We start from the raw sequence: 24,039 nt of genomic DNA, 5'->3' as shown, positions 1-24,039 counted from the left end.
ACAGCGCCCGCCCCAAGGGCCTCTTCGCCGGCAAGCCGGCTCCTACAGATCAGCGGCGTACTTGTAGGAGCGGGCTTGCCCGCGAAGGCGTCAGTACGTACAGCGCCTGCCTCAAGGGCCTCTTCGCCGGCAAGCCGGCTCCTACAGATCGGCGGCGTCCGTGTAGGAGCGGGCTTGCCCGCGAAGGCGGCCTGACGCCAGACACAAAAAAACCGGCCCACACGGGCCGGTTTTTTTACGCCTGAACGAGCTTAATCCCGCAGATCCGACTCATGAATCGGCTGGTCCCTGTGGGTCGCCCGCTGATACTGCGCCGGCCAGATCGCCTTGCGCCCGCCCAGATCATCGTCGGCATGCAGCGGCCAGTAAGGGTCACGCAACAGCTCCCGAGCGAGAAAGATGATGTCCGCCTGACAGGTGCGCAGAATATGCTCCGCCTGGGCCGGTTCGGTAATCAGGCCCACAGTCCCGGTGGCAATCCCCGACTCCTTGCGCACCCGCTCGGCAAAGCGCGTCTGGTAACCGGGGCCAGTAGGAATCTCGGCGTTGGCCGCAGTGCCTCCGGACGACACATCGATCAAATCCACCCCCAGGTCCTTGAGGCGCCGCGCCAACTCCACGGTCTCGTCCGGGTTCCAGCCGTCCTCCACCCAATCGGTGGCCGACACCCGCACGAACAACGGCAGCTCTTCGGGCCAGACCTTTCGCACCGCCTCGGTCACCTGCAACACCAGGCGAATGCGATTCTCGAACGAGCCGCCGTAGCGGTCCTGGCGCTGATTACTCAAGGGCGACAGGAACTGATGCAGCAGATAGCCATGGGCTGCATGCACTTCCACCACTTTGAAACCGGCCTCCAGCGCGCGTTTGGCGGCCGCAACGAAGGCCTGGATGATCTCGCCAATCTGCCCCTCGTCGAGCTGGGTCGGCGGCGTGTGCTGCGGGTCGAAGGCGATCCGCGAAGGCCCCACCGGCACCCAGCCACCGTCCTCGGGCTTGACGCTGCCGGACTTGCCCAGCCACGGCCGATGGGTGCTGGCCTTGCGCCCGGCATGGGCCAACTGGATGCCGGCCACCGCGCCCTGGGCGGTGATGAAGCGGGTGATGCGTTGCAAGGGCTCGATCTGCGCATCGTTCCAAAGGCCCAGGTCCTGGGCGGTGATCCGGCCATCGGCGGTGACCGCCGTGGCCTCGGTGAAGATCAGCCCGGCACCGCCGACGGCGCGGCTGCCCAGGTGCACCAGGTGCCAGTCGTTGGCCAGCCCATCCTGCGACGAGTACTGGCACATGGGCGACACCGCAATGCGGTTGAGGAGGGTCAGTTGACGCAGGGTATAGGGTTCAAGCAGCAGACTCATGGGGCACCTCTCGGTCAATGGTCAGGCTCCAGGGTTCTGTTTGAACGGCCGACGAGTGACTGCGAAGTGAAGCGCCCGCCCCCGCGGGTAGAAGAATGACAAAAGGTCACAAGGCCAATCAGACAGTGCTTAGAGACTAGTCGACAACACTGTCGCCGGCAGGGTTCCTGATACCGCACCGGGTAAAAAACTTGTTGCCCTGGCCGCTGCCAGCGGCAGCGGCCAGGGCCCTATCAGCCAAGCGGGGCTCGGCGATTGCCATCGAGCAAGGCCTCCACCACGCCCCGGGCCATTTCCACTGAATGCACCAGCGACCAGATCAGGCCACGCTCGATGCCGCTGGCGTGCTCGGTGATTTCATCGGACACCTCCTCGGCAGACTTGAGCAGCATGGAAACATGAATCAATGCTTCTTCGGCACTGATGCCGGGGCGCACAGCGAAGGGGTTGTCAGGCCCTGCAGGGCCGGCCACGGTGGGGTGCAGAGTCGCGATCAACGAGCCGTTTACGCAAGTGTTGGCCAGGGCATGGCGCACGGCTTCATTGGCCAGATCATGGTCTGGATTACGACGGGAAGAAGGATGGAGAACCGGCGGATCGGGGACGATCTTTTTCATGGTGCAGCTCCTTGGAATGGAGCCACCACCCCACGCTGCTAAACGTAAGGGTGGCAGCTGTACGCGGGTTAGCAGACCGGTCCAAGGAACCCGGCGCACCCAAGGGCGCCCCACGCACAGCCGCCATAACAGAACACAGCAGGCAGGAAAGCCAACTGGGCTTACGGCAACATTCACGTGTCTTGGTCACAGGCTGCTAAACCCGATCACTGAAAATTCAGTGATGATCCGAGCCTAGTGAGCCGAATACCCAGCCGCAAGCGCCCGAGAGTGTCTCGGAAACCCCTTACAAAAGAAAGAGACGTGCCGCCGCCCCGCTTTCCCAAAGTCTGGCAAAACCACCCGCGTCGTTTACTGCCAGTCAGTTAAGGACAAGCGCTGTACTTGTGGCGAGGGAGCAAGCTCCCTCGCCACAAGTTAGTTTTCGCTCGCTCCAGCGTTGAGCTGATCGGCACTACCCGCCTCAGCGCGGTTCGATATGGGCAATCATCAACTGCACGGTTTCCTGGCCGCGGAACTCGTTGAGGTCGAGTTTGTAGGCCAGTTCCACCCAGCGGATGGTCGGGTTGGGCCAGACTTCACGGTCGATGCCGAAGGCGATGCCGTCCAGCTTCAGCGAGCCGCATTCGCTGCGCAGCACCACTTTCAGGTGGCGTTCGCCAACGATGCGCTGTTCCACCAGTTCGAACACGCCATGGAACATCGGCTCGGGGAAGTGCTGGCCCCAGGGGCCGGCATGGCGCAGGGCACGGGCCAGTTCCAGGTGGAACTCTTCCACGGCCAGGGTGCCATCGGACAGCAGGCGTCCGGTCAGGTCTTCCTCTTGCAGCTGGCGCCGCACTTCTTCGTCGAAGGCTTGGGCGAAGGCCGGGAAGTTCGACTCCGGCAGCGACAGGCCGGCGGCCATGGCGTGGCCGCCGAACTTGCTGATCAATTGCGGCTGGCGCGCCGCCACGGCATCCAGGGCATCACGGATATGGAACCCCGGCACCGAGCGTGCGGAGCCCTTGAGCATGCCGTCACCGGCATCGGCAAAGGCGATGGTCGGGCGGTGGTAACGCTCTTTCAGGCGTGAGGCAAGAATCCCGATCACCCCCTGGTGCCAGTCGGCATCGAACAGGCATAGGCCAAATGGCATCGACTCCAGCGGCAGGTCCTTGAGCTGGGCCAGGGCCTCGCGCTGCATGCCTTGCTCGATGGACTTGCGGTCCTGGTTCAGTTCGTCGAGCTGAGCGGCCATGGCCCGAGCAGACGCCACATCGTCACTGAGCAGGCACTCGATGCCCAGGCTCATGTCGTCCAGGCGCCCGGCGGCGTTCAGCCGTGGCCCAAGAATGAAACCCAGGTCGGTGGAAGTAATCCGCGCGTGGTCACGCTTGGCCACTTCGAGGATTGCCTTGAGCCCCGGTCGTGCGCGACCGGCGCGAATCCGCTCCAGGCCCTGGTGCACCAGGATGCGGTTGTTGGCGTCCAGGGGCACCACGTCCGCCACGCTGCCCAGGGCCACCAGGTCCAGCAGCTCGCCGATGTTCGGCTGCGGCTGGGTCTCGTAGCGTCCCAGGCTGCGCAGGCATGCGCGCAGGGCCATCAGCACATAGAAGATCACCCCGACCCCGGCCAGAGCCTTGCTGGGAAACTCGCAACCCGGCTGGTTGGGGTTGACGATGGCGTCCGCCGCCGGCAGTTCGTGGCCGGGCAAGTGGTGGTCGGTGACCAGCACTTGCAAGCCGGCCGCCTTGGCCGCCGCCACGCCTTCGACGCTGGAGATGCCGTTGTCCACGGTGATCAGCAGCTGCGGCTCGCGCTGCAGGGCCACGGCGACGATTTCCGGGGTCAGGCCGTAGCCGTATTCGAAGCGGTTGGGCACCAGGTAATCGACATGGGCCGCGCCCAGCAGGCGCAGGCCCAGCAGGCCCACAGTGCTGGCGGTGGCGCCGTCGGCATCGAAGTCGCCGACGATGAGGATGCGCTGGCGCTGGTCCAGGGCGGTCACCAGCAGGTCCACCGCGGCATCGATGCCCTTGAGCTGCTGATACGGAATCAGCCGCGCCAGGCTCTTGTCCAGCTCCTCCACCGACTGCACGCCACGGGCGGCGTAGAGGCGGGTCAGCAGCGGCGGCAGATCACCGAGAAAGGGCAGGACGGCGGGCAACTCACGGGGTTCGATACGCATGGGCTAACAGCAACTTCTCTTGAATACGAAAGATCGATCAGGGGGCGGGGCGGGCAATCAGCCGCGGTCGCCCAGCAGCCACTCCAGCTGCACTTCGTGCTGGCCGCGATCATCGGTGACGAAGATCGTGCCTTCGCTGATCATCACGTCCCACTTGATCACTCGTGGCATGTCCTTGGCCAGGGTTTCCAGCACGTCCTGGGGCACGCCGGCGATGTTGAGGTTCTTCAGGTTTTTCACTGCGTCCACCACCCGGGTCTGCCAGACCCGCAGGCTGCCGTAGGCCAGCAGGCTGGTGCGCTCGGTGCGGCGCGAGCACCAGGTCAGGCGATCGGCATCCGGCTGGCCGACTTCGATCCAGTGCAGCACGCGGTCATCCAGGCTCTTTTCCCACAGGGCCGGCTCATCCACGTCCGACAGACCACGACCGAACGACAGGTGCTCGTTGTACCAGAAGGCGTAGGCCAGCAGCCGCACGGTCATGCGCTCTTCGGTTTCCGAAGGGTGACGGGCAATGGTCTGCTTGACGCTTTCATAGACCCCGCGGTCGAGATCAGTCAGGTTCAGTTCAAATTTGTAGGTGGTGGACGGCTGGGCCATGTGCGGGCTTCTTGAGTGTGCGAAAAGGCGGCAAGTCTAACCCGAAACCCGCCGCCCTGCCCGACCGCTGACCGGCCGGCGGGCCTTCTGCTGAAATCCGCAGCAATGCATTGCCTCGGTAAAGACAGTTGCCAGCCTGCCGCCAGGGTTTTATAACGCCCGCGCGAATCGGCTGGCGCGCACCGCGCCAATGCCGCCGCTCAATAGAAAAGGACGTCCATGACCCTCTTTGTCACCCTGCTTGTCATCGTGCTGGTGTTCATCGCATTGATTTTGTACTCCCGCCAGAAAATGGCTGAACAGAACGAGGCCCTGCCAGCTGCCAGCGACATTACCGCGCAAATCAACCAAACCCTGCTGCTGAGCAAATCCGAACCGCTGCTGGCGCTGAAACTGGCCGAGCGCCTGAGCGGCGAGCTCCGGGAGCTGGCGCTGCAATTGGTGGCCGCCGAACTCTACCTCGCGGGGCACAAGGCCAAGGCTCTGGAAATAGGCAGGCAACTGCCGCCCGATGCTCGGGAATACGTCCTCAATACGCTGATCGAGTCGCTGCTCGACACCGACGATACCCAGGCCTGCCTGGAACTGCTGGACCAGTGGGGCCAGCCCCTGCCCAGTTGGCCACTGCTGCAGGTACGCATTCTTCAGGCCCGCGGCGAGCAGGAACGTGCCCTGGCCGTGCTGGGCGAGCTGAGCGATCCGCAAAACCCCGCAGCCCCGGAAGAGCAGAGCATCAGCAACATCCTGACCCTCTCCGGCCTGCAATTTAAGGCGGGAATGCAAGACCAGGCGCTGCTCAGCCTCGAACGGGCCTGGGCCCAATTCCAGGACCCCGCCGCGGGGCGCTATCTGACGGAGTGGCGCAGCCTGTTCGATGAGTGCGCGGCCCAGGGCCGGTTTGAACTGGTCCTCGCCCGGACGCCGGCACTGGCTGCCGAAGAACAGGTCCAGGCCATCCTCGCCCTGTTCGAGGCCGGCCAAACGGAGCCGGCCTTCAGCCTGATGGCAGACAACGGCTCCCTCTACTACACAACCTACAGCGCGTTGATGGACTCGGCCCTGAAGCGCCAGCAACTCGATCTTGCCCTGCGCCTGCTGGACGTTGTCCCCGACCTGCATCAGCACGGCCTGCTCCTGCACCTGCTCAACCATCTGGCGGCACAGGGCCGCACCGCTGAAGCCGAGGCCCTGCTGCAAGAGCGGGTCAGTGAAGCGTCCCAGCGTCCGACCCTGATGCTCAGCCTCTGCGAAGAGCAGCACCAGGCGCAGCCGCAATGGACTGCCGCGCTACTGGCCCAGGCCCTGCAACTGATCGACGGCTACAAGCACGAATCGGAGTTCTGGGGTGGCATGCGCTTGCACGCCCTGCAGGTCCAACTGCAAGCCCAGAGCCGCCTGCCTGCCCATCGCCGGGACAGCTGGCTGGTGCGTAGCAGCCTTGAGGAAATGCACAACCTGCGCGAGCAGCAGGATGCCGAGCAGCAACTGCTGCACCTCTGCCAACAAGCCCGGCTATTGCATGACCTGGACCAGACCGCCCAGGCCAGGACGCTGTTGGAGCAGGCAATGAAACTGCTGGACAGCGCTCCGTTGCCGGAGATCGACGAAGACGTGAAAACCATCTACCTGGAGGACATTGCCAGCGCCTACCTGTACCTCGACGAGGCAGAAGCGGCCCAGGCCCTGCAGGATCAGCTGCACGCGCAGGACGCCGGCAGCCACATGCTGGAAGAGGACTTGCTGCTGCACCACATCCAGCACCAGCGCTTTGCCCAGGCCATCGAGGCGCTGAATCTGAGCACCCTGCTCAGTGACAAGAAACCCCTGTCACGCCTGTATCAAGCCCTGGAGGAGATGCATCAACGGGCCCCCGAGCGCGCCGCCGAGTTCCAGCAACAACTGCTGGACCGGCTGATCAGCGGTGAAGCCATGCGCGCTTCCCAGCACGCCTGACCGAGTGCGCCCCGCTGCACGCCCTCAACGGGGCGCGTAGCGGGCCCCGTGGCTTGCCACGTGCCCACTGCTCCCTGATAACCCCGCACGCCATAGAGCTATGCATGACGCAAAGCGGCGCAAACGAGGTAGCGCAAAGGATCCCCATGGATATCGGTCTTGGTCTTGTTCTTGTCATCGTTGTACTGGTCGTCGTCTTCTGGACATTTCTGCGCGACGACAGCAGTGCCGCCCCGTCCCTCACTCCACAGACGCCCACAACAGAAGAACTCCAGAAGATCGAACGGCTGGCGCTGCTCAACGCCTTCGACCCCGAACTGGCCTATCAACTGGCGCAGCGCCTGAGCCCGACAGCCAAGCCACTGATCCTCGTCCAAGTCATCGGCGCCTTGTTCAACGCCGGGCGGACCGACAGGGCGACGACCATCCTGAACGAGCTCAGCCCCCCTCACAGGGACGTTGCGCTGGGCGACATGCTCAGCACACTGTTCGCCCAAAAACAGCCGCAAGCTGCCCTGGACCTGCTCAAGCACAACGCCCAGCACGAGGCGCTGCCCTTGATCCTGGCAGTGCAGGTAGCCCAGGCCCGCGGCGATTCGACACAAACCCAACGCCTGATCATGGAACTCAGTGCCCTGTCGGAAGAATCGCGCAGCCAGACCTTGAGCGGCCCCCGACAACCGACTGCTGGCCAGCCTGCAATATGCTTCAGGGCTGGAAGCGGCTGCCGCCATCAGCCTGCAATATGCCTGGGCATGGGTGGTTCATTACCAGCCCTTGCCCGATGAACTGCGGGCGGTTCTGCTTGAGTACCTGGCTCAGGGCCGGATTCAGGAGATTCCCGGGCTCGGCTCGCAGCTGCAACCCGCCGGGCTGGCAACCGCCGGGGCGGTCCTGCTTGAAGCCGGATACCCCGAGCCAGCCTTCGCTTGGCTGACACAGGCTGGCGCTAGTGCCACGAACCAGGATTACGCCAGGCTGATGGATTCGCTCCTGCAGAAAAACCACAGCGACATCGCCCTGCGCCTGCTCGCCTGCGCGCCCTCCGAGATCAGCGACCACCTGCTGCTGAGCCTGCTGCTGTGGCATGCCGCGCAAGGTTCAAGCGCGCAAGCGCAGGCCCTGCTCGACAGCCAGCAGCAGGCCCCCGAGCAGCGCTTCAATCTGCTGCTCAATCTGTGGGCGAATATCGATGCCCAGGCCGCGTGGCGTACATCGCTCTTCGAGCAGGCCATGGCCGAGTTGGAAAAGCTGCGTGGCCAGGATGCCTGGTCCTGGTGCCGGATGAGCGCACTGGAAATCCAGTTGCAGGTCCAGGCCGGCTTGCCATCGCTGCAACGGGACAGCTGGCTGGTCAGCAACAGCCTGGAAGAACTGACCCGGCTCAGCGAGCAGATCGACACCTCGGACCGCCTGGATAAATACCGCGTCCAGGCCCGCCTGTTGCATGAACTGGGACACACGGCGCAAGCCGAACAACTGTTGGACAAGGCCCTGAAACTGCTGGAAGAACTGGACGACCCCGAGATCGGCGAAGACCTCCACAGCTACCATCGGGCGTTCATCGCGTGCAGCTACTTGAGCCTCGGCAACTCGGAAAAGGCCGAGGCGCTGTACGCGCTGTTGGGTAGCAATGCGTTCGCTAGAGAGCCTCTGGAGCGCGACCTGCTGAACAGCCACATCGAGCAGGCACGCCTCGAAGAGGCGGTCGAGATGCTCACCCTGGATAACATGTGCACCCAGAGCAACCCTCTGCCGCGGCTGCACGAGGCCCTCGACAGCCTGCACAGCGGCGCCCCCGAGCGCATCGTCGAACTGAAAAAACGCTTGCTGGACAAGCTCGATAGCGATCCGTTCTGGAAGGAACTGCCGCAGTTCAACTAAGCGGATAACCCACAGCGCCGCCCTCCTTGGCGGCGCACAGCCGATCAACGCGGCGCGTAGCGGCTCCAGAGCTCGTTGAACTCCTTGAGATAACTGGCCACCAGTTGCGGATGATCGATCACCAGCAGGTTCTCTTCATTGCCGGTGGTGGCGCTGCGGGTCCAGTTGAAGCTGCCGTTGAGCAGGGTACGGCCATCGAACACGGCGAACTTGTGGTGCATGTGGAACGGCGTGTCGTCGATCCGCACCGGCACCCCGGCCTCCCGTAGCGCCGCGATATCGCTGCCGACATCGAACTGCTTTTCACTGTCGCTGATCACCCGCACCACCACGCCGCGCTTATGGCAGGCACGGATCTCGTCGCTCAGCTGATCGTCGGAAATGGTGAACACGCAGATGTCCACCGAGATCCGGGCCTGGCGGCACAGGTCGCGGATCTTGCGCCGGCAGTCCTCGCCGGGGCTGAAGTGGGCACTGGCCATGTCCCGCACCGGGGCGCTGTGGGTATCCAGGGTCTTGATCACCTGCTCCAGCCATTTCAGCGCCGGCAGCACATTAGCGCTGTCGGCCAGGCTCAACTCGCGCACCAGATCGAAGGCCCGATTGCGCAGGTAGCGCACCTGGTCGGTGCCCAGCTCACTGCCCAGTTGGCGCAGTTCGTCGCGCTCTTCATTGCTCAGTTTCAGGTCCTGCAGGCTGTCGCGCAGTTGCTGGTCCAGGTGGGCAAAATCCATGTCGTGATCCTTGGGTAGGCGCCGGCAAGCCGGCCTCTACGGTTGGGGGTCCTTGAGGGTCGGAACCTCGCCGTTGCTGAGCATGCGGCTCAGTTCGTCGAGACGGTTGGCAATGTCGCTGATGCGGTGATGACCGTGCAGGTCGACGTCGATCTTCTTGTGCATCACCTTGATCAGCGGCAGGAAGCTGTTTTCCAGCTGCTCGACCAGGCCTTCCAGCACTTCACGCATGCCTGGCTGTTCCGGCGTTTGCAGCTCAACTTCGATATGCGGCGTTTGCTGCCCCAGTCGCTCCAGGCCGGCCAGCAGTTCACGCCAGGGCTTGGCCGCCTCGGCCTCGTCCACTGGCGGCCGGGCCAGGCCACGTACGCCCTCGACCAGATCGTTGAGCTGAGCCACCACCCGGGTGCCGACATCGCTGTCGCTGCCGCCCATGGAACGGTTGCGCACGAAGTCGCGCTTGATCTGGGTCCAGCGTTCGCTCTGTTCCGGGGTCTGGTTACCGCGCAGCTCGGCGAGCTTGAGCAGGTTTTCCTCAGCGCCGGTGGTCAGCAGCTGGGACTCGCCCTGGTAGTGGTCGGCCAGCAGTTGCAGGAGCTCGGCATCGTTCATCACCGCCGAGATTTTCTCGGCCATCTTGTTCATGTTGCGGTAGCTGCCCTGCAGCCTGAACGCTGGTTCGCTGCGGTACTGATCGGCCTGGGCCGCACTGGCGATGTACTGCTGGTTGACCCGCAGCACCACGTCGCGGATCTGCATCAGGCGTTGCAGGGTGGTGGTGATCTCGTTGATCTCGGCGCCGCTGTAGCTGTGGCTCAGCTCATTGCTGGAGAAGGCCTTGCCCTCGGCCTTGGCGACGAAGCGGTAGACGTCGGCCATGTCGCGGGTGGCCAATGGCGCCAGCACCGAGTTGGAGGTCAGGCCGTTCTCGATGTAACTCAGGGCGAAGGCGTCCTGCATGCCCCCCAGGGTGTCGCCGAGGTTATAGATGTCCGCCCGGTTGGCCAGCATGTCGGGGATCTTGAACACCTCGCCGGACTCGGTGTACGGGTTGCCCGACATCACCACGCAGAATTTCTTGCCGCGCATGTCGTAGGTCTTGGTGCGGTCTTTCCACACGCCCTCGATACGTCGAGTGCCGTCACACAGCGAGATGAACTTCTGCAGGAATTCCGGGTGGGTGTGCTGGATGTCGTCGACATAGAGCATCACGTTGTTGCCCATCTCCAGGGCCAGGTTGAGCTTCTCCAGCTCCTGGCGCGAAGTGGCGTCCGGCGCCTGGGCCGGGTCCAGGGAGCGCACCTGGTGGCCCAGGGCCGGGCCGTTGATCTTCATGAAGATCAGGCCCAGGCGGTGCGCCACGTATTCCATCAGGGTGGTCTTGCCGTAGCCCGGTGGCGAAATCAGCATCAGCAGGCCCATCAGGTCGGTGCGCTTGTTCTCGCCCACGGTGCCCATCTGCTTGGCCAGGTTGTCGCCGATAAAGCCCAGGTACACGTCGTTGATCAGCTTGTTGCGCACGAAGGAGCTCAACGGCCGCGGCTTGAATTCGCTGAGGCGCAGGGCCGAGCGCTCGCGGCTGATGATGCCCTGGCGCAGGGCCTGGTAGCGCTGCAGGCCGGGCAGGAACTGTTCGCGGTGAGCTCGCAGGCGGGCGAAGAAACCGTCCACGGTGAGGGACAGGCTGCGTTCCTGGATGCGCGGGTGTTCGCCCATCAGGTTGTCGACCTTGAACCGCAGGTCGACTTCGGTGATGCGCTTGGCAAAATCCTCGCCCAGCAGCGACAGGGCCACGGCCTCGGGCACGTAGTCGCTCCATTCGGCGAACTCGCCTTCGGCGCACAGCGCCGACAGCCAGTTGCCGGCCAGCGCCCATTGCGCGGCCGGGCGCTCTGCCAGCTGGGCCAGGGCCTGCTGGTAGTCGTCCCACATGCGTGCGCCTTGCAGGCGCAGGGTCAGGGCTTCCTGCAACTGCTTGGCGTACTTGCTGAAGGTGAACTCGATCCGGTCCGCCGCCAGTTCCTGCACCAGGTACTCAGCAGCCTCCGGCAACAGCTCCGCCGGCAGGCTGAAGGCCTGCTGCTGGCGCCAGTCCTGCAGCGCCAGGAGGATTTCTTCCTGCAACTGCAGCAAGCCTTCACGGCGGCCGAACAGTTGCTGGATATGCCGACTGGTGCGAGCCCGCTCAGCCCATTGCCGGGGCTGCGGCTGGTGCTGCTGGCGGGCCCAGAAGAGTGCGGCGAAGGCTCGCGCCGCCGCGCCGAAACGCAGCAGACCGGCGCTGTCGCGCAGGGGCAACAGGTGCAGGAGGATCGCGGCGGCGTCGTGGTCGTGGATGCCCTTCTCGTAGCCTTCCTTGTAGCGCGGCGCGGCGAAGTCGCGGATCACCCGCGCCAGTTCTTCGGGGTGCGCCAGCAAGGGTTTCAGGCTTTCCAGGCTCAGGCCTTCCGCGCCTCGGTCGGCAGCGTCCAGCACTTGCCCGGCGAGGTATTCGGCGCGGTACAGCTGGGCCGACTCCGACTCCAGGGCCACCTGCCAGAAGTCCCGCAGGGCCTCCAGCTCGGGGTCGCGCAACGGTTCGAGGAAATCGGTGCCGGTGAGGTGCAGGTGCAGCTCATCACCCCGGGGCATCAGGGTCAGGTCCAGTTCCTGGGTGTTGACGCTGAAGCGGTGGCGCGGGCCGAGCTTGATGACGTTGCCACCCTCTTCGAACAGCTCGGTCTTGTCGCGCAGGGCGCGCACGGCCTGGTCCCGGGCGCCCTTGAGGCGCGACTCGACATCGTCGGCCTTGACGCTGTCCTTGAGCTCGCGCAGACGCTCGGCCAACTCGCGCAATTTGAGGATCAGCGGGTCGGCGGCGAAGAACGCGTTGAGCTCTTCGGCCTGGGTGAACTTGGCGGTGCGCCGGCCGAGGCTGTCGAGAATCCGCCGCGCCGCGTCCAGCAGGCCCTGGGCCTTGCGCTGGCGCTCGTCGAGCAGCGATTGCTTGTGGGCCTCGAAGGTTTCCAGCAATTCCTCGCGCTTGCCGAGGATGTCGCCGAGGAACTGTTCGTGATCGCCAAAGCGACTCTCCAGTTCTTCAAGCTGCACCAGCAACCGCGACAGTTGTTCGTCGCAGCGCTCGGGGTCCTGGGCCTGGGCCAGGGCATTGGTGATGCCCTGGCTGAAGAGTTTGAACTGGGCGCCGAACTGCGCCACGGTCTCGGTCGAGCCCAGGCCCTTGCGCCGTTGTTCGGCGCGGGCCTTGGCCTGGTTCAGGCGGGCGTAGATCTGCGAGATGGATTCGATGATCCGGGTGCGCTGGGTGGCGTCGTCGATCTGCAACGAGGCCATCAGGCCGGACAGCATGTCCAGGTCGCCGGCCATGGCTTGCAGGGCCCCCAGGGGCTCGCTGAGCTGGGCCACGGTCTCGGCTTTCTGCGCCTGGGCGTCCAGGGTTTCGAGCTGGGTGACGAAGGGCAGCAGGGCCTGCTCGCTGGCGAGGAAGGTCGCGGTGCCGGCGGCGGTGCGCTCCTGGGCCTTGAGCAGCTCGGCTTCCATGGCGTCGATGCGCGCCACGTCGATGTAGCGGTAGTCGCGAATGGTCAGCAACAGGCCGCGCTGGGCGGTGATGCCGTTCAGTGCATCGACGAAGCTCTGCACCTGGTCCCAGCTGTCCACCAGCAGGCTGTCCAGCAGGGCTTTCTGCTTGGCCTCGGCGGCCACCATGGCCTGGTCCGACTGACGGCGGATGCTCTCGACTTTCTCGTATTCGTCCAGCACCAGTTCCGAGGTGGAGGCCACTTCCCGCAGCAGCGGGGCCAGGCCGTCGAGCTCGGCACTGCCCAGCCAGTGGTAGACGTCGAACAGGCGCCGGGTGTTCTGGCACAGCAGCGAATAACGCTGCACCGACACCGCCGGGGTGTCGATCTCGCGGCACAGGTCGTAGAGATCGGACACGCTGCGCACCAGTTCGGCGTTGCCGATGCGCCCAAGGAAACCGCTGCGGGTCGGTTGCCGCGCGGCAAACTCCTCGGTGAAGAACGGCGTCTGCCAGACCTGCATCGGATGGACTCGGGTCGGCTCATCGCCTTCGGCAGCGAAGATCACCATGCGCCCGTCTTCCAGGCGCGCGTAGCCGTGGCCGAACAGCGGGTTCTGCAACTGGCGGTTGATCATGTTGTAGGTCAGCAGCACCGAGCGGCCCTGCTCGGGGTGGTAGAAGATGTACTGCACATCTTCACCGTTGGGCGAGCGCACCGAGCGCTTGTAGCGCATGCCTTCCATGGACTGCTCGAAGGTCTTGTACTCGCCGCTCTGCAGGTAATAACCGCCGGGGAAGATGATCCCGTGGTCTTCCGGCAGTTGCACGCAGGCCAGGCCGATGGCGTCGATGCGTTCGACCTGGCGGGTCAGGCTGTTGAACACCAGGTAGCGCCACTGCTCTTCGCGGTACGGCAGGACCTTGAGCAGGATCAGGCTGCCCAGGCGGGCGAATTCGATCTGCGAGTCGTCCAGGGACTGGGTCTTGTCCAGCACCTCTTCGCGGTAGATGCCCAGGCCCGATTCGGTATTGTTTTCGACCTTGATGGTCAGGTCGCCGCCGATGGTTTCGACGAACACCGTGTCGAGGATGTTCAGGTGCGGAAAGCGCCCTTCCACCACCATCTCGCGGGTGGCTTTCTTCCATTCGAAATCGAAGGGCGCCGGCAGGGCGATATCGCGCTCGCCGCGGTTGTCGATGTAACGCACGTCCCGGCCGTCCACCGAGATCGACCAGCGGAACACCCGCACATCGGTGACGCGCTCGCCGATCTGGAAACTCGCCAGCAGCTTGCCGTCACGGATCGCCAGTTGCAGCAGGCGGGTGTTCTTGTAATAGGTGTAGAGCTCATTGAAATCATTGAGGAAGCCCTGGGCAGCCAGGAAGCTGCCTTCCAGGGGCACGGGCTCGGCTTCATAGCCTTCGCCCTCTTCCACCAGCCGGTAGAGGGAAAACACGTCGGCGACGCTGGTTTCCTTCTTCAGGCCGATAAACACGTTGTAGCCAAACAGCAGGCAGTCGCCGACCTGGACGATGTCCCGGGCGATGCAGTTGTTCTCGGTACGGATGCGCACCCGCCCGACCACTTCCATGCGGCTGTTGCCGAACTCGTCGAGACGCCTCTGGTTGAGGCTGTCGGTGGTGGCCCGCAGGCGCTGGCCCTGGTCCAGCAGGCGCTTTTGCAGCACCTCATAGGCGCCGCCTTCGGCGACGGCCTTGTCCAATACGTCCTGCGGGGGAGTTGCGACTTGAGCGTCCGACATCGTGGCCTTCCTGGATCTACGGCGGTGTGCAAAAAAAGCGGGCTCCTGAAACCTGGAGCCCAGTACCTGAAACGCCCGCAGCGGCACCCGCCCTGGAGCCGTCGATACAGACGACGGCTGCGGGGCCGGGGAGCGCGGGTGAATCAGGTGGGGTCAGGCATTTCAGGCTTCGGCAGAGGGCGCCTCAACCTTGCGCGTAACGGCAGCGGCAGCCAGCTCGGCCGCTACGGCCGGGGCGCTCTTGCCGTTGAGCAGGCGCGCCAGGACGTCCTGGACCACCGGGCTCTTGCCCACCACGCCCTCGATGGCCTTGCCCACCGACAGCGACTTGGCAAAGGAGTTGAAGAAGTCGCCTTCGCCACCGACGATCTCGATCTTGGCCTTGCTGAGGGCAGCAGACAGTACTTCGGCCTGGTCCTTGGCGATTTCCTTGTTGGCGGCGATGGCGGCCATCGCTTCCTCGAAGTTCTTCTCCAGTTGCATGCGGAATTCTTCGTGCTGGCGCGCGCTGTCGCTGAGGGAATCCAGAGCACTGAACTTCTTGCCCAGACCTTCGGCCTCGGCGTTCAGGCGCTGCAGCAGCACCTCGGCTTCGGCCGAACCCAGGTCCTTGGTGGCCTTGGCCTTGGCCGCGCCCAGTTGCTCTTCGCCACGGGCCTGAGCCCCGAGTTTTTCTTCCATGACCTTGGCTTCCGCCAGGCCGTCTTTCTCTTTGGCAGCCGCCTGGGCTTCCATGATGCGTGCGTCGGCCAGGCCTTTTTCCTGTTCGCCACGGGCTTCGGCAATCAACTGCTCGGTGCGTACGCGGGCTTGAGCCAGGCCTTCTTTTTCCTGGGCCGCAGCAGTGATTTCCAGCACTCGGGCATCCGCCAGGCCAGGCGCGGCGCGCTCGGCTTCCAGGCCTTCGGCCAGGCGTTTCTTGGCTTCGGCCTGTTTGGCCGCGGCTTCCAGTTCGGCCTGGGCCAGGTTGTTGATTTCCACCGCCTTGTGTTTGGAGCGGGTCTCGTCGGCCTCGGCCTGTTTGACCTGGCGCACCAGGTCCTGCTCGGCTTCGGCCTGGGCCTGGATCACCACCACTTGCTTGGCGCGTTCGGCTTCGGAAATCTCGCGCACTTCCTTGATCCGTTCTTCTTCCTGGGCCACGGTTTTCTCTACCGCTACCCGCTCACGAATCACCGTGGCGATGTTCTTGCGCTGCTCTTCCAGGGCCTTTTCTTTCTCGATGCGCTGCAGCTCGACTTCACGCTCGCGAGCCACCACTTCCAGGTCCTTGGCACGGGTGACTTTTTCCACCTCGATGACCACGGCACGCTGGCGGTTCTGCTGGGCCACTTCGACTTCGCGCTGATGGTTCTCGGTGCGCACGTCGATTTCCTGCTGGGACTGAATGCGTGCTTGTTCGGCCTTCAGGCGCTCTTCTTCCTTGACCTTGGCGGTTTCGGCTTCTTCGCGGGCACGGATGGTTTCAATCTCGCGCTTCTGCCGCGCTTCAGCGTCGGCCTGCTGGCGTTCCAGGGACAGCGAGGCTTCGCGGGTCTCAACGTTTTTCTTCTGGATCGCCAGCGCCTGGTTGCATTCCAGTTCGTTGGTGATGACGTTCTGTGTCGCGGTCAGCTCGGTGATCTTGCGGATACCCTCGGCGTCGAGAATGTTGCTCGGATCCAGGGAGTGCTTGGCCGTCTGTTCCAGGTAGTCGATGGCCACGTCTTCCAGCACGTAACCGTTGAGGTCGTTGCCGATGATCTCGATGATCCGGTCGCGGAAATCCTGGCGATTTTCGAACAGTTGGACGAAGTCGAACTGCTTGCCCACGGTTTTCAGCGCTTCGGAGAACTTGGCGTTGAACAGCTCGTTGACTGCCGCGCGATCAGAGGCGCGGTCGACACCAATGGCCTTGGCCACCTTGAGCACGTCTTCCTGGGTTTCATTGACCCGCAGGTAGAAGGCCACGGTGATGTCGGCGCGCATGTTGTCGCGGCAGATCAGCCCGTCCTTGGCCCGACGATCAACTTCCAGGGTGATCAGCGAAATGCGCATGAACTCCTTGAGGTGGATGACCGGGTACACCAGGGCGCCGGTGAAGTGCACCTTGGGGGTCGAGGACATGTCGTTGACAATCAGCGCCGTGCCTTGGGGGACCTTGATGTAAAAGGCCTTGAACAAGGCCAACAGGCCGAAGACCACCAGGACGACGAGGCCAATCCCGAGCAGGATGGGCAGCAGCGACGGTAAATTCATGCAATCAATCTCCTTTGATTCTGAGGAAGTCCGGGCTCAGAGGCCGCGAAACTCGTCCTCGGTAATGACCCTATAGGCGTGTTGCGCCTGCAGATACTCCAGTAACACGACGCGATCGCCGCGTTTGAAAGCTTGTGTTTCATCGGCACGCACACGCAGGATCAGGCCCGCGCCGCCGTTCTCGAGCACAGCTTCGCCGTGCTCCAGGGTGACCCGGCCGCTGCGTACCACAGCGGTCTGCCCCAGCACCGATTGGCTGCTGGTAGCTTCCATCTTGTGAAACAGCGGACGTAGCGGGCTACAGATTGCGGCGCTGATGGGCGCGGCCAGAAACAGCGCGACCATCGCCAGCAACAGACCCAGGGGATAGCGCAGCCAGCCCAGCGGCAGGTGACTGAGAATGTAGAGTTCGGCGAAATAGGTCAGGAACCAGCTGAAGAACGTCAGCAGGGTCAGCACCAGGGTGACCGGCACCCCGTTGAGCTTGAACTTGATCAGCAGCCCGGCCAGGCCTTCGGTGGCGTGAGCGCTGTCGAGCAGCGAGTCGGCCTCGAAGTCCAGCAGGTCGACATCAAGCATGCCCATGGCAACCACGGCCCAGTAGATCACTGCCAGACAGAGCATGAAGCTGAACAGCACTGTGGGGAACGACAACACTGTCTGCAGGAAGATTTCCATTGCTTTCCTATCCCTGAAAAAGCCAGGCAAGGCCCGACGGCCCTGCCCCTACAACACAACGGTGAATCAGGACTTGTTGCGGTCCTTGAGGCGCGCCAGCACGCTGTCGGCGCTGGTGCTGCCAGCGACGATCCCGGCTTCACGCAACTTGGCGTCCAGGGCATCGTCCGGGTTGCTGGTGTTGGCCAGCTCGGCAGCGGCGTCCATCTTTGCCGCGCGCTCAGCCTGCTTCTGCTTGATCCGCTCCAGGGACTCCACGGCAGTGTGCAGCTTGCTCTGCGAGCCGCCGTAGCGCTGGGCCACAGCCTGCTGGGCCTTCTGCACGCTCTCGGTGGCCTTGACGGTATCCACCTGCTGTTTCAAATGTTTGATATTGCCTTCGGCCTGGGTCACGGCCTTGCGCAACTGCGCCACGCTGGCGGCAAAACCGTCGGCCTGCTCGCGTTCCACGGCCAGGTCGTTTTCCAGATTGGCGATCTTCTGCGCCACTTCCTGGGCCAGGGTTTCATTACCCGCTTCCAGGGCCTTGAGGGCGTAGCTTTCATACTCGGCGACCTTGGCCGCGCTGCGGTCGGCGCGCTCGGCGGCGAGTTTCTGCCGCGCCATGATCTCGGCCAGGGCTTCCTTGGACTTGCGCAGTTCCTGATCGGCGTCACGGATCTCCTGATCGAGAATCCTCAGCGCCTGGCTGTCCACCAGGGCCTCGCCCGCCTCATTGGCACCACCGCGCAGCGCGGTGAGCAGCTTGCTCCATACGTTCATGTGCATTCCTCCAGGTCAGGCCTGAGCCTTCAGGTAGCCTTCGTAGGCCTCGGTTGCCCTGATCACGTTACTGGCCAGGGTTTCGATCTCGTAGAGCACGTTGGAGAGAATCGAAGTGGCACTCAGGGCGCCGAACATCATGTAGTGGCGCTCGCCGTCGAAGCGGGCTTCCAGGCCGATGCTCGACAGCGGGAACAACTGGCGGCTCAGCAGCACTTCCTCGTTGAACGCAGCCACGTCGGTCACTTCGCTTTGCGGCCAGAGCAGCGCCTCCACCAGGATCTGCTCGCCGGACAAGGCGACGAACAGCGGCAAGTCGCCGTATTCGCGCATGGTCACGTGCAAGCTCGGCTCGGCCCCTTCAAGCAGTTCAACGCTGGCTTCGCCGCTGTTGAACAACTCGGTGGCCACCAGGGCCTGGCACAGCGATCGGGCATTCCAGATCTGCGGCATGCTCACTTCTCCATCCTTTTCCACAGGAGCCAGCCCTTCTAAGGGCTGACGCAGTTTGCGTTCAACCGCCAGCAACGCCTGGGCGTTCTCCGGCAGTATCCAGACTTCCTTTTTCACCAAGCCCTGATCACGCAGGCGCTGGCGGAATAAACGTTGGTAATGAGCTGAGGATTTGTTTTCCATGACGCAGAGACTAAAACATCACATGTAAGGTTTTCAATTCATCACATGTAAAATTTACAGGTGATGTTTGTAACAAAAAATATCAGACGGGTCGCAGGGCAAACCGCGAAACCGGCAACGGCCGCATAGACCCTTTTTCATCTTTCGCAACTGCTACTTTTTCAAGCGGCGTCATTAAACCCGCCAACAAAGCGAATGAGAAGCACAATTGTCCCAGGCCCAACCCGCAAATAATCAATAATGGCAGGTAGCCGGCGCTGCCTTAATGGCGACCAATGGTCTAGGCTAAGCGGATTTTCCTGCCCAGCGGATGCCTCATGAATAGCCTCAGCAAGCCCCTCGCCGGATTGAAAGTGATTGAACTCGGCACCCTGATCGCCGGCCCCTTCGCCTCGCGTATCTGCGCCGAGTTCGGTGCCGAAGTGATCAAGGTCGAGTCTCCGGATGGCGGCGACCCATTGCGCAAGTGGCGCAAGCTGTATGAGGGCACCTCGCTGTGGTGGTTCGTCCAGGCACGCAACAAGAAGTCCCTGACCCTGAACCTCAAGCATCCGGAAGGCTTGGCGGTGCTCAAGCAGTTGCTGGGCGAAGCGGACATCCTGATCGAGAATTTCCGTCCCGGCGTGCTGGAGAAGCTCGGCCTGGGCTGGGACGTGCTGCACGCCCTCAACCCGAAACTGGTGATGGTGCGCCTGTCGGGCTTCGGCCAGACCGGGCCAATGAAGGACCAACCGGGCTTCGGCGCGGTAGGTGAATCCATGGGCGGCCTGCGTTACATCACCGGTTTCGAGGATCGGCCGCCGGTGCGTACCGGGATCTCCATCGGCGACTCCATCGCCGCACTGTGGGGGGTGATCGGCGCGCTGATGGCCCTGCGGCACCGCGAGGTCAACGGCGGCCAGGGGCAAGTGGTGGACGTGGCGTTGTACGAGGCGATCTTCGCCATGATGGAAAGCATGGTTCCGGAGTTCGATGTGTTCGGCTTCATCCGTGAGCGCAGCGGCAACATCATGCCCGGCATCACGCCTTCGTCGATCCACACCAGTGCCGACGGCAAGCACGTGCAGATCGGCGCCAACGGTGATGCCATCTTCAAGCGCTTCATGTTGATCATCGGCCGCGAGGACCTGGCCAATGACCCGGGCCTGGCCAGCAACGACGGGCGCGATAGCCGCCGCGACGAACTCTACGGGGTGATTGATCGCTGGGTGGCCTCGCTGCCCCTGGACCGGGTGCTGGAGCAACTGAACCAGGCCGAAGTCCCGGCCAGCCGGATCTTCAGCGCCGAGGACATGTTCCACGACCCGCAATTCCTTGCCCGGGAAATGTTCCTCCAGGCCAAGCTGCCCGACGGCAAGGCCTTCAAGATGCCCGGCATCGTGCCGAAACTCTCTGAGACTCCCGGCTCCGCGGAGTGGGTCGGTCCGGAACTCGGCGAGCACTCAACAGAAATCCTTGCGAGCCTGGGCTACAACAGCGAGCAGATCCAACACCTGCGCAATACTGGGGCAATCTAAGCTGAAACACCGGTCTCACACAGACGCCCTGCAACGGGCAATCCAGCGCGCGAAGCAGTGCCTCGTCCGGCTCGCAATGCCGCTTGCGGCGCTATTGCTGTGGCTGCCCAGCGCCCCCAGCCACGCCGGAGAAATCATCACCTGGCTACTGCGCGACTTTCCGCCCTTGAGCATCTTCGAGGGGGAGCAAAAGGGCCACGGCGTCATCGATCTGCTGATGCCGCAACTGATCGCCAACCTGCCGGAATACCAACACGAGCTGGTTCGGGTCAATCGCGCCCGTGGCATGCAGATGCTGCGCGAGCCGAGCTTCACCTGCGATCCTTCGCTGATCTGGAGCAAGGAGCGCGCGCAATGGGTGGCCTTCTCGATCACCAGCTTTCGCGTGCTGAGCAATGGCCTGGCGATTCGTCGCGCCGACCGCGAGCAACTGACGCAGTTTATCCATGACGGCAAGGTCGACCTGCACGGCCTGCTGGACAGCGGCAAGGAGTTGCTCGGGGTGGTGGCCGAGCGCAGCTATGGGCAACAACTCGACAACCTGCTGCAGCAAGTCCCGCCCAGTGCCATTCATGCCCACTATGGCAACGACGCCCTGGGCAGCCTGCTGCAGATGCAACGCCTGGGGCGCCTGCAATTGCTCCTGGGCTACCGGGCGGAAATCCGCTATCAGGCCGTACAGCAAGGCATCGACCCCCAGGACCTGGAGTTCTACCCGATCGAAGGCATCAGCAAGTACCAGGAAGTCCATGTCGGCTGCTCCGATACTCCCCAGGGCCGGCTAGCCATCACCCGCATCAACCAGACCCTGCTCAAACTGCGCGAGGAACGTCTGGTGGAGTTGTATGCAGCCTGGCTGGAACCCGGGATGCGCGACGAATACCGCGCCGACGCCCGAAGCTATTTCCAGGATCTAAAGGACCACTGACAAACGCCGGGCAAAAAGAAACCCCGAGAAGTGGGGAGACGACTCGGGGTTAAACGTGGTCTTTGACGACCCGTACCAGCAGGCTACAAGCACCGGAGCACAATGCCTGATCCTGCTGATACTGAGTCTGACTGACAGGATGGCTGGAAGGTTCCATAAAAAATTTGTCAGTTGCGCCGATCGAAAACCTTGCCTTCGGCGACATGGCGCAGCGCGGCAATCACGCAGGGCTCCAACCGCCCTTCGGCGATCAGCACGTCACGGTGCAAGCCATCGACAACATCAGTGAGTAAACGCTTGTCGGTGAGCTGGGCCTGATTGACTTCACGTTCCACAACGATGGCACCTGAAGCATTCTTCAAGCTCAGCAGGCATTCACCGTGGGCGCCGCCAGGCGTTAGGGTGACCAGGTAGGGACTCAGTGCCTCGCTCAATAAAAGACTGATACTTTCCATCTAGATCACCACTCAATAGCTCGAATAAAAGGTTCGAAAACAAAAATGCCGGTAGCTTTCTGACATTCAAGTGACCATCGCCCAGAGAAGAAAGTTCGCCACACCTACTGCTGCCGACCTGAGTCATTCGAGCATGCACGGGTAACATGACAGATATAAAACGGCCGACCAGGCGCAAACCACGCCGCCGTTGCATTGGAGCCCAAGCTTTGAAAGCAATGTCGAACAACAAATTGCGCATCATCCTTGCCGACGACCACCCGATCTTCCTGATCGGTTTGCGTGCGGTGCTGGAACAGGACAACAGCCTGGCTATCGTCGGCGAAGCCCGTTCGCCTTCCGCCCTGACCCAACTGATGCAGGAGGTCGAATGCGATGTGCTGGTCACGGATTTCATGATGCCCGAGGAGCAGCAGAACGACGGGCTGCGACTGATCGAGCAATTGCGCCGGCATCATCCCGACCTGCCCATCGTGGTGGTGACCATGCTCAACCACGCCGGACTGTTTCGCTCGATCCTCGACCTGGGCGTGACGGGGTTGCTGAGCAAGGCCAGCCTGGCCGATGAACTGCCGTCAGCCATTGCCCATGCGCGACAGCACAAACCCTATGTGGCCCAGGCCATCAAGCGGGCATTGAGCCTCGCCGGCGAAGTGGGGCCAGACCGGCTGGTCTCCAAGGATCAGTTGTCGCCCCGGGAACTGGAAGTGATCCGCCTGCTGGCCGCCGGCCACGCGGTGGGAACCATCGCCGCCCAGCTCAACCGTAGCAAACAGACCGTCAGCGCGCAGAAAGTCAGCGCCATGCGCAAACTCGGCCTTTCCAGCGAGGCCGCGCTGTACATCTATGTTCAGGAACACGGGCTGTCCTAAGCACACAAACCGGCCGCCTGCTGGCCAAGGCCGTTGCACCCCAGCCCGTGGGTCTCGGCCAGCCATTGGCGCGTCTCGGCGGCGCTCAGCGGCGGGGCAATAAAACAACCCTGCAGGTGAGCCGCTCCCAAGCCCTTGGCAGCCATACAGTCGGACTCGGTCTCGATCCCCGTCACCACCACCCCCAGGGACATGCGTCGCGCCATGCTCATCGCACCGCCGACCAGCGCCCGCTTGCGCTCATCGTCGGCCATGCCTGCGACAAACACCGGAGGAATCTTCAGCTCGGTGAAAGGCAGCTCCAGCAAGCGTTGCAGGCTGGTTCCACCGGTACCGAAATCGCCGATGGACAACTTGCAGCCGATCATCCGCAAGCGCAGCAGCGCCTCGACATGGGCGGTATCGGTCTGCAGCTGCGTGGTGTCGATCACTTCCAGGGTCAACATCCGCGCCGGCACTTCGAAGCGCCTCAGCAACGCCTCCAACTGACGCGGGAACAATGGCCGCTCAAGGATGCCGATGGGAATGTTTACGGCAATCGGCAGCCAGTGGCCCAGCACCAGCTTGACTCCGGCCACCAGCTCAAGCGCCTGCTCCAGCATGTGCCAGGTGAAGACCTCCTGCAGGCCGGCGAACTCGATCAGGGGCAAAAACTCGCCAGGCATCAGCAAGCCCCGCTCGGGGTGCTGCCAGCGCGCCAGCGCCTCGACGCCTTGCAGCCCGCCGTGCTGGTGGATGACCGGCTGAAAGTGCGCGACACCACACGCCAATACCGCCGCCAGCCCCTCATCCTGGGTCACCGCCTCAAGGACAAAGGGCTCAAGGCCGAGCAAGTCCCGGAGCAAGGTCTGGTTCAGCTCGGGGCCGCCTGCCCGGGAGTGCTGCTGATAGGCACAGAGCAGGTCGCCGATCACCGCGGCCGAAGCCGGCTTGGGCAGGCACGCGAGCACTTTCAACCCCAGCTCGCGAGCCATGCCGGCCGTGCCCTCAAGTACATCCGGCTCGGCGTCGCTGAGAATGATCAGAGCCTTGGCCTGCTGCTCAAGGGCCAGTTCGCGGATCAGCTCCAGCCCATCGGTCTGCTCCAGGTACAGATCGCAGATAGCGATATCCACCGGCCCCTTGCTGTCCAGCGAACGCCGTGCGGACTCCGGGTTCTCGGCGGTCAGCACGTTGAACACGCCATTGGCGTTGAGCATCTGGTGCAAGGCCATCAATTGGAACGAGTTGTCTTCGAGAATCAGCACTTTAAGCGAATGCATGGGGGCAACCTCCGATACGGCGTAGGTGGGAACAGTCCACTACAGGCCGATACGATAATCAGACGAATCCCAATCACCCATAGGAC

18 protein-coding genes are annotated in these 24,039 nt (G+C 63.2%); 6 read left to right on the top strand and 12 right to left on the bottom strand.

The genetic code is table 11. The features are described 5' to 3' along the window. Nucleotides 1–251: 251 nt before the first annotated feature. From GV818_RS16355 to GV818_RS16340, 4 genes are all read right to left on the bottom strand, one after another. Complete coding sequence (locus GV818_RS16355; RefSeq protein ID WP_161758016.1) at nucleotides 252–1,358, bottom strand: NADH:flavin oxidoreductase/NADH oxidase; 1,107 nt, start codon at nucleotides 1,356–1,358, stop codon at nucleotides 252–254. Between the two features lie 233 nt (nucleotides 1,359–1,591). After that, a complete protein-coding gene (locus GV818_RS16350; protein ID WP_161758017.1) occupies nucleotides 1,592–1,975 on the bottom strand; it encodes a DUF6124 family protein in 384 nt (127 codons plus the stop codon). Between the two features lie 463 nt (nucleotides 1,976–2,438). Further along, the gene (gene recJ / locus GV818_RS16345; protein WP_161777000.1) at nucleotides 2,439–4,148 is read right to left on the bottom strand and encodes a single-stranded-DNA-specific exonuclease RecJ; all 1,710 of its coding nucleotides are present in this window, start codon (nucleotides 4,146–4,148) and stop codon (nucleotides 2,439–2,441) included. Nucleotides 4,149–4,205: 57 nt separating this feature from the next. After that, nucleotides 4,206–4,748, bottom strand: coding sequence for a YaeQ family protein (locus GV818_RS16340; RefSeq protein WP_161758019.1), 543 nt, complete (start codon nucleotides 4,746–4,748; stop codon nucleotides 4,206–4,208). A 219-nt stretch (nucleotides 4,749–4,967) separates the two neighbouring features. On the opposite strand from GV818_RS16340, the gene GV818_RS16335 reads away from it, so the two are divergent. From GV818_RS16335 to GV818_RS16325, 3 genes are all read left to right on the top strand, one after another. Next, a complete protein-coding gene (locus tag GV818_RS16335; protein ID WP_161758020.1) occupies nucleotides 4,968–6,701 on the top strand; it encodes a hypothetical protein in 1,734 nt (577 codons plus the stop codon). Nucleotides 6,702–6,847: 146 nt separating this feature from the next. After that, nucleotides 6,848–7,489, top strand: coding sequence for a hypothetical protein (locus GV818_RS16330; protein ID WP_161758021.1), 642 nt, complete (start codon nucleotides 6,848–6,850; stop codon nucleotides 7,487–7,489). A gap of 193 nt (nucleotides 7,490–7,682) precedes the next feature. Further along, nucleotides 7,683–8,585, top strand: coding sequence for a hypothetical protein (locus tag GV818_RS16325; RefSeq protein WP_161776999.1), 903 nt, complete (start codon nucleotides 7,683–7,685; stop codon nucleotides 8,583–8,585). A 44-nt stretch (nucleotides 8,586–8,629) separates the two neighbouring features. Here GV818_RS16325 and GV818_RS16320 read toward each other — a convergent pair whose 3' ends face one another. The 6 genes from GV818_RS16320 to bacA all read right to left on the bottom strand — a co-directional run bounded on the left by GV818_RS16320 (nucleotide 8,630) and on the right by bacA (nucleotide 18,919). Next, nucleotides 8,630–9,319 (bottom strand): phospholipase D-like domain-containing protein, encoded by a 690-nt coding sequence (locus GV818_RS16320; RefSeq protein ID WP_161758023.1) that lies wholly within the window; start codon nucleotides 9,317–9,319, stop codon nucleotides 8,630–8,632. Between the two features lie 36 nt (nucleotides 9,320–9,355). Next, complete coding sequence (locus tag GV818_RS16315; protein WP_161758024.1) at nucleotides 9,356–14,605, bottom strand: DNA repair ATPase; 5,250 nt, start codon at nucleotides 14,603–14,605, stop codon at nucleotides 9,356–9,358. A gap of 162 nt (nucleotides 14,606–14,767) precedes the next feature. After that, nucleotides 14,768–16,843 carry a flotillin family protein gene (locus tag GV818_RS16310; protein WP_161758025.1) on the bottom strand — a complete coding sequence of 692 codons (2,076 nt, stop codon included), beginning with the start codon at nucleotides 16,841–16,843 and terminating at the stop codon, nucleotides 14,768–14,770. 36 nt (nucleotides 16,844–16,879) lie between these two features. Continuing rightward, nucleotides 16,880–17,521 (bottom strand): OB-fold-containig protein, encoded by a 642-nt coding sequence (locus tag GV818_RS16305; protein WP_161758026.1) that lies wholly within the window; start codon nucleotides 17,519–17,521, stop codon nucleotides 16,880–16,882. A 66-nt stretch (nucleotides 17,522–17,587) separates the two neighbouring features. Beyond that, nucleotides 17,588–18,283: a PspA/IM30 family protein gene (locus GV818_RS16300; protein ID WP_161758027.1), complete on the bottom strand. Its 696-nt coding sequence runs from the start codon at nucleotides 18,281–18,283 to the stop codon at nucleotides 17,588–17,590. A 15-nt stretch (nucleotides 18,284–18,298) separates the two neighbouring features. Further along, nucleotides 18,299–18,919, bottom strand: coding sequence for a biofilm formation regulator BacA (bacA, locus tag GV818_RS16295; protein ID WP_161758028.1), 621 nt, complete (start codon nucleotides 18,917–18,919; stop codon nucleotides 18,299–18,301). Nucleotides 18,920–19,236: 317 nt separating this feature from the next. Between bacA and GV818_RS16290 the strand changes: the two genes are divergently transcribed. Beyond that, a complete protein-coding gene (locus GV818_RS16290) occupies nucleotides 19,237–20,436 on the top strand; it encodes a CaiB/BaiF CoA transferase family protein (RefSeq protein WP_161758029.1) in 1,200 nt (399 codons plus the stop codon). Between the two features lie 76 nt (nucleotides 20,437–20,512). Next, nucleotides 20,513–21,364, top strand: coding sequence for a TIGR02285 family protein (locus GV818_RS16285; RefSeq protein WP_161758030.1), 852 nt, complete (start codon nucleotides 20,513–20,515; stop codon nucleotides 21,362–21,364). A 167-nt stretch (nucleotides 21,365–21,531) separates the two neighbouring features. On the opposite strand, the gene GV818_RS16280 is transcribed toward GV818_RS16285, so the two are convergent. Further along, entirely contained in the window at nucleotides 21,532–21,819 is a 288-nt protein-coding gene (locus tag GV818_RS16280; protein ID WP_161758031.1) for a DUF3509 domain-containing protein, read from the bottom strand. A gap of 218 nt (nucleotides 21,820–22,037) precedes the next feature. Between GV818_RS16280 and GV818_RS16275 the strand changes: the two genes are divergently transcribed. Further along, nucleotides 22,038–22,691: a response regulator transcription factor gene (locus GV818_RS16275; protein WP_178124944.1), complete on the top strand. Its 654-nt coding sequence runs from the start codon at nucleotides 22,038–22,040 to the stop codon at nucleotides 22,689–22,691. Here the strand turns inward: GV818_RS16275 and GV818_RS16270 are convergent. Next, a complete protein-coding gene (locus GV818_RS16270; RefSeq protein WP_161758033.1) occupies nucleotides 22,688–23,953 on the bottom strand; it encodes an EAL domain-containing response regulator in 1,266 nt (421 codons plus the stop codon). The two genes, GV818_RS16275 and GV818_RS16270, sit on opposite strands and share 4 nt — an antisense overlap. Between the last annotated feature and the right edge of the window lie 86 nt (nucleotides 23,954–24,039).

It is taken from the genome of Pseudomonas sp. Fl4BN1 (assembly GCF_009908285.1).
In the GTDB taxonomy this organism is placed as follows: Bacteria; Pseudomonadota; Gammaproteobacteria; order Pseudomonadales; family Pseudomonadaceae; genus Aquipseudomonas.
This window is presented reverse-complemented; position numbering and strand designations above follow the sequence as displayed.

Coding starts and splice junctions, on each gene's coding strand:
- GV818_RS16280 (WP_161758031.1), bottom strand. CDS start 21,819: ATGGAAAGTATCAGTCTTTTATTGAGCGAGGCACTGAGTCCCTACCTG.
- GV818_RS16270 (WP_161758033.1), bottom strand. CDS start 23,953: ATGCATTCGCTTAAAGTGCTGATTCTCGAAGACAACTCGTTCCAATTG.
- GV818_RS16285 (WP_161758030.1), top strand. CDS start 20,513: ATGCCGCTTGCGGCGCTATTGCTGTGGCTGCCCAGCGCCCCCAGCCAC.
- GV818_RS16355 (WP_161758016.1), bottom strand. CDS start 1,358: ATGAGTCTGCTGCTTGAACCCTATACCCTGCGTCAACTGACCCTCCTC.
- GV818_RS16300 (WP_161758027.1), bottom strand. CDS start 18,283: ATGAACGTATGGAGCAAGCTGCTCACCGCGCTGCGCGGTGGTGCCAAT.
- GV818_RS16290 (WP_161758029.1), top strand. CDS start 19,237: ATGAATAGCCTCAGCAAGCCCCTCGCCGGATTGAAAGTGATTGAACTC.
- GV818_RS16305 (WP_161758026.1), bottom strand. CDS start 17,521: ATGGAAATCTTCCTGCAGACAGTGTTGTCGTTCCCCACAGTGCTGTTC.
- GV818_RS16335 (WP_161758020.1), top strand. CDS start 4,968: ATGACCCTCTTTGTCACCCTGCTTGTCATCGTGCTGGTGTTCATCGCA.
- recJ (WP_161777000.1), bottom strand. CDS start 4,148: ATGCGTATCGAACCCCGTGAGTTGCCCGCCGTCCTGCCCTTTCTCGGT.
- GV818_RS16340 (WP_161758019.1), bottom strand. CDS start 4,748: ATGGCCCAGCCGTCCACCACCTACAAATTTGAACTGAACCTGACTGAT.
- GV818_RS16325 (WP_161776999.1), top strand. CDS start 7,683: ATGGATTCGCTCCTGCAGAAAAACCACAGCGACATCGCCCTGCGCCTG.
- bacA (WP_161758028.1), bottom strand. CDS start 18,919: ATGGAAAACAAATCCTCAGCTCATTACCAACGTTTATTCCGCCAGCGC.
- GV818_RS16315 (WP_161758024.1), bottom strand. CDS start 14,605: ATGTCGGACGCTCAAGTCGCAACTCCCCCGCAGGACGTATTGGACAAG.
- GV818_RS16275 (WP_178124944.1), top strand. CDS start 22,038: ATGTCGAACAACAAATTGCGCATCATCCTTGCCGACGACCACCCGATC.
- GV818_RS16320 (WP_161758023.1), bottom strand. CDS start 9,319: ATGGATTTTGCCCACCTGGACCAGCAACTGCGCGACAGCCTGCAGGAC.
- GV818_RS16350 (WP_161758017.1), bottom strand. CDS start 1,975: ATGAAAAAGATCGTCCCCGATCCGCCGGTTCTCCATCCTTCTTCCCGT.
- GV818_RS16330 (WP_161758021.1), top strand. CDS start 6,848: ATGGATATCGGTCTTGGTCTTGTTCTTGTCATCGTTGTACTGGTCGTC.
- GV818_RS16310 (WP_161758025.1), bottom strand. CDS start 16,843: ATGAATTTACCGTCGCTGCTGCCCATCCTGCTCGGGATTGGCCTCGTC.